The following is a 5704-nucleotide window of genomic DNA, read 5'->3' on the forward strand; positions in this document are numbered from 1 at the left end:
AAGGTCCCCTCTCCCCTCCCCAAGATCTCCATTACATCCCCAAATACGCTTTCTGCACGGCGGGATCCGTGAGAAGCTTGTCGGCGGAGTCTTCCATGACGATACGGCCGTTTTCCATGACATAGGCACGGTTGGCGATGCGGAGCGCCTGATTGGCGTTCTGCTCGACGAGGAAAACGGTGGTGCCGTCGGCATTGATTTTTTCGATGATGGAAAAAATCTGCTGGATGATGATCGGCGCGAGGCCGAGGGAAGGCTCATCAAGCAGGAGCAACGTCGGACGGGCCATGATCGCGCGGGAGATCGCCAGCATCTGCTGTTCGCCGCCGGACAGCGTGCCGCCCGTCTGGGCGCGGCGCTGGGCGAGGATGGGGAACAGGTCGAAAATGTAGTCGAGGTCCTTTTTGATGTTGTCCTTGTCGTTGCGGAGGAAGGCCCCAAGATCCAGATTCTCCTGCACGGTGAGATCGGGGAAGATCAGACGGCCTTCCGGCACCTGGCTGATGCCGAGCGCTACGATCTTGTTCGGCCTGAGCGTGTGGATGGGATGCCCCCGGAAGAGGACTTCGCCGCTGCGCGGAGGCGTGCCGCCGCAGATGGTCATCAGCGTGGTGCTCTTGCCCGCGCCGTTGGCCCCGATGAGCGTGACGATTTCCCCTTCGTTGATGCGTATGTTCACGTCCCGGAGGGCCTGGATGTTGCCGTAGAAGGTGTTGACGTTGCGAAGCTCAAGCATGGTCGGACTCTCCAAGATACGCCTTGATGACGCGGGGGTTCTCGCGCACTTCCTGCGGCGTGCCCATGGCGATTCGGGAGCCGTATTCCATGACGTAGATGCGATCCGAAAGGGACATGACCATGCCCATGTCGTGCTCGATGAGCAGGATGGACAGGTCGAACTCCTTCCGCAGGTGCAGGATGAGCGACTTGAGTTCGAGGGTTTCCTGAGGGTTCATGCCCGCGGCGGGTTCGTCGAGCAGCAACACGGCGGGATCGGTCGCCAGAGCGCGGGCGATCTCCAGACGGCGCTGTGCACCGTAGGGCAGGTTCCGGGCCTCGTCCTGATAATGCATGTTCAGGCCCACCTCGCGCAGCAGTTCATAGCTGCGGTCGATGGTAGCCTGTTCTTCGGCCTTGGTGCGCGAGTCCTGAAAGACCGCTCCGGCGATGCCCGCCGACGTGCGGCAATGGCGTCCGATCATGACGTTTTCGAGCACGGTCATGGTCGGGAACAGGCGGATGTTCTGGAACGTGCGGGCCATGCCGAGCGACGTGATCTCGTTGGGCTTCATGCCGTTGAGGGTCGTGGAGCCGGCGGGCTTGCCGTTGCGCTCGGGCAGGTGAAGCTGGACGGTCCCTTCGGTGGGCAGATAGATGCCGGTGATGCAGTTGAAGAACGTGGTCTTCCCCGCCCCGTTGGGGCCGATGAGCGCGACGATCTCCTGCCGGTTGATCGTGAGATCCACCTCGTTGAGCGCGCGCAGGCCGCCGAAATTTTTGGACAGGTTGGTTACTTCGAGCACAGGGGTGTTCATGCCTGGCCTCCCGTGGCAGGAACGTCGAAAGCCGACTTGGAGCTGTCGATCTTGTCCTTGTTCGTAATCTTGTACGTGCGTTTCTCGCCGGAAATGAGGCCCTGAGGACGGTAAATCATCATGATGACCATGACGGCGCCGAACAGGAGCATACGGTATTCGGAGAACGCGCGCAGGTATTCGGGCGCGAGCACCAGAATGGCCGCCGCGATGGTGACGCCGAGCACGGAACCCATGCCGCCGAGCACCACCATGGACAGGACCATGGCCGATTCCATGAACGTGAAGCTGGCGGGGTTGATGAACGTGGTCTTGGCCGCGAAGATGACCCCGGCGAACCCGGCCCAGCAGGAGCCGAGCGCGAAGGCCGAGAGCTTCACCTTGGTCAGGTCGATGCCCATGGCCTCACAGGCGATTTCGTCTTCACGCAGAGCCTGAAGGGCAAGGCCGATGCGGGAGTTTTTGAGGCGCCCCACGACGATGATGGTGACGACCACGGCGGCGAGGACGATGTAATAAATGTAGTTTGTCGCTTCGGTTACGCCCATTTCCATGCCGAACAGGGAGGGACGGCTGAGGTTGGACAGGCCGAAGGAACCTTTGGTGACGCTGGTCCAGTTCTCAAGCACGAGGCGGATGATTTCACCGAAGCCGAGGGTCACGATGGCCAGATAGTCGCCCTTGAGCCGCAGGACGGGGAAGCCGAGCATGAGGCCGAACAGGGCCGCCATGATGCCGCCCACGGGCAATACGGCCCAGAAGCCGAGGCCGAAATAGGTGTTCAGCAGGCCGTAGGTGTAGGCGCCCACGGCGTAGAACGCCGCATAGCCGAGCACGAGCTGTCCGGCGAGGCCGACCACGATGTTCAGGCCGAGGCCGAGCATGATGTAGATCAGCGCCGAGATCATGATGTTGATCTGGTACATGGAGCTGATGTACGGCATGACGAGCATCAGGACTGCGATGAGGCCGAGGCAGGTGTAGCGGGGCTTGGGCTGCCGGACGGCCTCAAGCGCGCGGGCGAACAGCGAAGGGCCGGTGGAAACCGCCCCGCGGGCCTTGCGTTCCATGCTCCAGCGCCAGAAAATGGAAAGCACGAACGCGCCCACGCCGATGGAAGCCATGTTTTCCCAGCGGAACAGGATCGTGTCGTTGAGAGCGTCCACCTTGAGGACGACAAGCGGGAAGGTAAGCGCCATGAACCATACGCTGACCATGAGCGCTCTTAAAATCATGTTCATGTCGGCCCCCTTAGACCTTTTGAACCTTGGGCTTTCCGAGGATGCCCGCCGGACGGAAGATGAGGATGAGCACCAGCAGGGCGAAGGCGAGGGCGTCTTCGTAGGCGCTGGAGATATAGCCGGTGGCGAAGCTTTCGCACAGGCCGAGCACAAGGCCGCCGACCATGGCGCCGGGGATGGACCCGATGCCGCCGAGCACAGCGGCGGTGAAGGCCTTGATGCCCGCGATGAAGCCGATGAAGAAGTTCACCTGCCCCACGTGGTTGGCGATGAGCACGCCGCCGATGGCGGCCAGCGACGAGCCGATGATGAACGTCAGCGAGATGATGCGGTCGGCGTCGATGCCGAGCAGCATAGCCATCTTGCGGTTCTGCGCGGTGGCGCGCATGGCCTTGCCCATCTTCGTGTACTGGATGAACAGCGTGAGCGCGACCATCGTGACGAGGCTGGTGACGATGATCAGGAAATCGCTGGTGCCGATGATATGGGAAATGGGATCCAGAAACTCAAAGTCGGTGATGAGCTGCGGAAAGGCCACGAAGTCGGACGTCTGAGCCAGGCTCACATAGTTCTGGAGGAAGATCGACACGCCGATGGCGGAGATGAGGGGCGAAAGCCGGGGAGCGCCGCGCAGGGGGCGATAGGCGATCTTCTCGATGGTGTAGCCGTAGGCCGCGCACCAAATCACCGCAGCTAGGGCGGCGATGACGATGATGCCCGCCGCCGGGAATCCCATGATGCCGAGCGCACTCGCCACGATGAGCGCGGTGAACGCGCCGATCATATAGATTTCGCCGTGAGCGAAGTTGATGAGCTCGATGATCCCGTACACCATCGTGTAGCCCAACGCGATGAGCGCGTAGATGCTGCCTCTGGTGAGTCCGCCACAAAAGAGTTCGACGAAATATTGTAAATCCATTGGCCCTGCTCGCTGGTTTCTCCGGTGAACCGCCGGCTCCGGGGAATGCCCCGTCCCGCCCGCCTCAGCGTCCGCGGGAAGCCCGGAAAAATCGTTTAGTAAGAAAGACAGCCGCCCGTCAGGATGCCGCCCCGCAACGTGCGGTTCACCCTGCACCTTCCGACGTGTCACGGAAGATGCAGGGTGAACATTGGCGTCATACCCGAAAAAGGGAATGACGTATCGTTACTTTAGTTCGACGAACTTGCCGTCCTTCACTTCGTAGATGGAGAAGCCGATGCCTTCGGCGTCGCCCTTGGCGTCAAACTTGATCTTGCCGAGGGGGGTTTCCACCATGTTCGTGCGGAGGGCTTCCATGATCTTCTGGGAGTCGGTGCTGCCGGCGGCCTTGATGGCTTCAAGCAGGGCGACCGTCGCGGAGTAGGCGTTGTCATAGAAGGCGCCCGGCTCTGTGCCGTACTTCTTCTTATGGTTTTCGTGCGCCTGGATGTTCATGGGCAGTTTGGACACGTCGGTGGGGCCGGTGGCGTAGACGCCTTCGGCGTTCTTGCCGGCGACCTTGATGAACTGTTCGTCCTTTACGCCGTCGGGGCCGATGAAGGGAATGTCGATCTTCTTTTTGGCAAGCTGCTGGACGAGCTTGGAAGCTTCGGGATGGTAGCCGCCGAAGATGATGCCGTCAGCGCCGGCCTTGCGGATCTTCTGGATCACCGCGCCGTAGTCCACGGCGCCGGGGGTGATGCCTTCTTCAAGAACGATCTGGACGCCGCCCTTTTCGAGCATTTCGCGGGCATAATTCACGAAGCCGCGGCCGTAGTCGCCCTTGTCGTGCAGGAGGGCGACCTTCTTCAGGCCGAGCTTGTCCTTGGCGAAGGAGCCGGCGAGGTGGCCGGACACGTCGTCGGAGGCGATGGTGCGGAAGAAGTAGGGGTGGTCGCCCTTCTGGGTCAGCTCAGGCGTGGTGGCCGACGGAGAAATGGACACGATCTTGGCGTCGTTGTAGATCGGCAGGGCGGCCTTGGTCGCTCCGGAACAGATGGAGCCCATAACGGCCACGGCGCCTTCGGAAAGGACCTTGGTGGCGGCGTTGGTGCCGAGTTCGGGCTTGCACTGGTCGTCTTCGGCGACGATTTCGATCTGTTTGCCGAGAATGCCGCCCTTGGCGTTGTATTCGTCGGCGACGATGCGAGCCGCGTTAAGGCTCGGCATTCCGTAGGAAACGAGGTCGCCGGAGTGTGCACCGGGAACGCCGATTTTGATCGTATCGGCAGCATGCACCGGGGCGGTCATGGCCATGATGGCCATACCCGCAAGAGCTGCTTTCATCCATGCGCGTGCCATAAAGAAACCTCCCCCTCATTCATAGGGATAGTTGGAGTTATCGGGCAGGCTCGCCTGTCCGAAGCCGTCCATGCCGAAAAGGGAGCGTGGGGCGAAGCAATGCCGAGCCTCCGTTTTTTCGGATGAACCCCTGTTAGACATCGGTTTTAGTGCCATGACTGTACAGGGCTTGTCAAACGTTCGCAGGCGAAAGATGATAAAAGAAAATCGGAAGATATAAATTGATCAGACAAACAGCGCGACACGCGCCTGGAGGGCGTCGGGGTGGATGACGGAACGATGGAAACGGCGGCACTGCGGATCGGATGCAAGGTGAACCTGACCCTGCGGATTACGGGGGTGCGCCCCAACGGATGGCATGAGCTGGATACGGTATTCCTGCCGCTGGACGAGCCGTCCGACACGCTCAGGCTTGCCCTGAGGCCGGGAGGCGGGCTGGCGCTCCACTGCGCGGAACCGGGCATTGATCCGGAAAACAACACGCTGACCAAGGCTTACCGCCTGTTCGCCGAGGCTTCGGGCTTCCGTCCGGGCGTGGAGGCCGTGCTGGAAAAAGGCATCCCGCACGGGGCCGGGCTCGGGGGGGGGAGCGCGGACGCGGCGGCGCTGCTTGGATGGCTGAACGCCCGCGCGCCCGAACCCCTGCCCTTGCCGGAGCTCGTCGGGCT

At 61.6% G+C, this 5704-nt stretch carries 6 protein-coding genes; 1 reads left to right on the forward strand and 5 read right to left on the reverse strand.

From position 1 onward, the window contains the following. Positions 1-31 precede the first annotated feature (31 nt). From HMPREF0178_RS10185 to HMPREF0178_RS10205, 5 genes are all read right to left on the reverse strand, one after another. Positions 32-736: an ABC transporter ATP-binding protein gene (locus HMPREF0178_RS10185; protein ID WP_005028560.1), complete on the reverse strand. Its 705-nt coding sequence runs from the start codon at positions 734-736 to the stop codon at positions 32-34. Further along, on the reverse strand, positions 729-1535 hold the full coding sequence (locus tag HMPREF0178_RS10190; protein ID WP_009733347.1) for an ABC transporter ATP-binding protein: 807 nt from the start codon (positions 1533-1535) through the stop codon (positions 729-731). Before HMPREF0178_RS10190 ends, HMPREF0178_RS10185 begins: the two co-directional genes overlap by 8 nt. Continuing rightward, the gene (locus HMPREF0178_RS10195; protein ID WP_005028564.1) at positions 1532-2776 is read right to left on the reverse strand and encodes a branched-chain amino acid ABC transporter permease; all 1245 of its coding nucleotides are present in this window, start codon (positions 2774-2776) and stop codon (positions 1532-1534) included. Before HMPREF0178_RS10195 ends, HMPREF0178_RS10190 begins: the two co-directional genes overlap by 4 nt. Positions 2777-2786: 10 nt before the next feature. Continuing rightward, positions 2787-3695, reverse strand: coding sequence for a branched-chain amino acid ABC transporter permease (locus HMPREF0178_RS10200; protein WP_005028566.1), 909 nt, complete (start codon positions 3693-3695; stop codon positions 2787-2789). Positions 3696-3920: 225 nt separating this feature from the next. Beyond that, positions 3921-5036, reverse strand: coding sequence for a branched-chain amino acid ABC transporter substrate-binding protein (locus HMPREF0178_RS10205; protein WP_009733348.1), 1116 nt, complete (start codon positions 5034-5036; stop codon positions 3921-3923). A 264-nt stretch (positions 5037-5300) separates the two neighbouring features. Between HMPREF0178_RS10205 and HMPREF0178_RS10210 the strand changes: the two genes are divergently transcribed. Then, a partial coding sequence (locus HMPREF0178_RS10210; RefSeq protein ID WP_009733349.1) for a 4-(cytidine 5'-diphospho)-2-C-methyl-D-erythritol kinase occupies positions 5301-5704 on the forward strand: 404 nt, incomplete at its 3' end.

This window comes from Bilophila sp. 4_1_30 (genome assembly GCF_000224655.1).
GTDB lineage: Bacteria > Desulfobacterota > Desulfovibrionia > Desulfovibrionales > Desulfovibrionaceae > Bilophila > Bilophila wadsworthia.